Origin of the sequence: Shewanella sp. SACH (assembly GCF_001887095.2) — a bacterium.
GTDB lineage: Bacteria > Pseudomonadota > Gammaproteobacteria > Enterobacterales > Shewanellaceae > Shewanella > Shewanella baltica.
In genome coordinates, this window is the sequence record NZ_MPDG02000015.1 from 1 (window position 1) to 2307 (window position 2307).

The window sequence follows — 2307 nt, forward strand, 5'->3', positions numbered from 1 at the left end:
TTGATGGAAAGCAGCCAAGCATTAGCGGGTCACAGTGTTGAAGATGCGAATGCGGCGGCGAAAGCCCTTGAAGAAATAACTCAAGCGGTCAACGTGATTTCAGATATGGCAGGCCAGATTGCTACCGCAGCGGAAGAGCAGACTCAAGTGACGGGTGAAATTACCCAAAACACCGTTGCGATTAAAGATGTAACCGATGAGATCACCGCATCGGCCATGGCTGATTTGGCACAGGCGCGTGGATTAAAAGCCCGTGCTAATGATCTTAATGCACAAGTCGCGACCTTTATTCTGTAGTCTAAGCTTAAAATAGCGAATGATTTGATCTTGATATAAAAGTGCCATGTAATACACATGGCACTTTTATTATTTTTAAGCTAAATGTTTTTACAACTCATTTCTATTTAAGTTGAATTTAATTCGTAACTGTTAGCATTAATATGCGATTTTTAAATCCCATGCAATTTATAGTGCATATTTAAATATGCCTAAATTAGGTTTCCTATTAAATAAGAGGCCGGCGCTCAGATATGTACGTTGTTCTATCTTGGCTTTTATTGTGAATTTGTTTATTTTTGCGGGCAAGAGTAAATGTATTCGCCGTCATTTTTACGTATCTAAGTAAACTAAGCGCTACTAGGAATGGTAATTATTTCTGGTCAGCATAATTATCCCGTTTTTATTCGTGAAATATATTATGAAATCATATTCATTAAGACAAAAAATCCTTTTGTCCGTAATTCTCGCTCTCTCAGCGGTTATTTTATTGTTATCTTGGCAAAGCTATACAAGTCAGAAGAAAGTACTGTTAGATGTGAATTTAGAGCAGGCTCAACGTCTTGGAGATCAGCAAGCGTTATTGATTGGTGAGTGGCTTGCAAGTCGGCAGAAAATTGTTAAAGGTCTTGCTGGGCAACGCAATAATGACATTGTGCAAGCAATGAAACAGGCTAAGCAATCGGGAGGGTTTGAATCGACATATTTTGGTGAGTCAAACGGCAATATGAGAGACTCAGAGCCTGCAACTGACTATACAAATTATGATCCTCGTACACGTCCTTGGTACCAAGAGGCTATGCGAACCGGTGGAAGTGTATTAACTCGACCTTATCTTGATACTGCTTTTAACATTCTAGTGGTGACTTTGGCAGAACCAGTTGCCGGTGGAGTCATTGCAGGAGACTTGTCGATTAGTAATCTCATTGAAGAAGTTAATCGGATGAAGTTACCTGCAAACGGTTATGCCATCATGATGCACAAAGATGGCACAGTTATCGCTTATAAAGATCAAGCTAAGACGATGAAACCTATAGGTGAAATCGACAACGAGCTGAATAATAACTTACCGGAGTTGAGCCGTACTACGGGCACTTTGTTGCCTATGTATTTTGAAGGTGAAGCCCGTGACAAATTGGTCTGGGGCGTCGATATTCCTAATACAGATTGGGAATTAGTGCTAGTGCTTGATAAGGAAACGCTAGAAGCGCCACTGTCGAGCTTGTTACTCACTCAGTTTGGGCTATCTGCACTCGTGTTGATTTTAAGTGTATTAGCCATTTCTTGGTTAGTAAGTGTCCTGCTTGGTCCTTTGAGCCGAGTTTCGCAGGCACTGGCGCGTATTGCGGATGGTAATGGTGATTTAACTCAGCGTATCTCAGTCGACACTCAAGATGAAGTGGGTGTACTTGCCGATAGCTTTAACCGTTTTGTCGGCAGTCAACATCAGCTGATCAGCCATATTCGCCAGTTAGCGAATGAGTTAGATGCCGATGCTGAACGTAGTCTGGCCACCACACAAACCTCAGTGACAGAACTACAACGTCAGCAGCAGGAAGTGGCTATGGTCGCGACCGCAGTAACAGAAATGGCGAGTGCGACCAATGAGATTGCGGCCAATGCTGAAAACACGGCAACGGCGGCTCAACAATCTGCAGCGAGCAGTTTACAGGGCAAAGAGTTAGTCAATAAAACCCGTAACTCGATCAACTCCTTGGCTGATGAAGTCGCTCAAGCAACGGATGTCATTGAAGACTTGAGCCGTCACGCTAAATCCATTTCGAGCATCCTGGCGACGATTCAAGGGATTGCAGAACAAACCAACTTGTTGGCGCTTAACGCTGCCATTGAAGCGGCGCGTGCTGGTGAGCAGGGTCGTGGTTTTGCCGTGGTCGCCGATGAAGTGCGCGTGTTATCGCGCCGTACTCAAGATTCGACTCAAGAAGTGCATACTACGATTGAAACACTGCAACGCACAACCGCCAGAGCCGTCAGCTTGATGGAAAGCAGCCAAGCATTAGCGGGTCACAG

1 protein-coding gene and 1 pseudogene are annotated in these 2307 nt (G+C 44.0%); both read left to right on the forward strand.

The features are described 5' to 3' along the window. Positions 1-297 (forward strand): annotated as a pseudogene (locus BM607_RS21545) (chemotaxis protein); the annotation flags it as partial. A gap of 400 nt (positions 298-697) precedes the next feature. Further along, positions 698-2307: methyl-accepting chemotaxis protein (locus BM607_RS21550; protein WP_071940714.1), on the forward strand; the 1610-nt coding region annotated here is incomplete at its 3' end.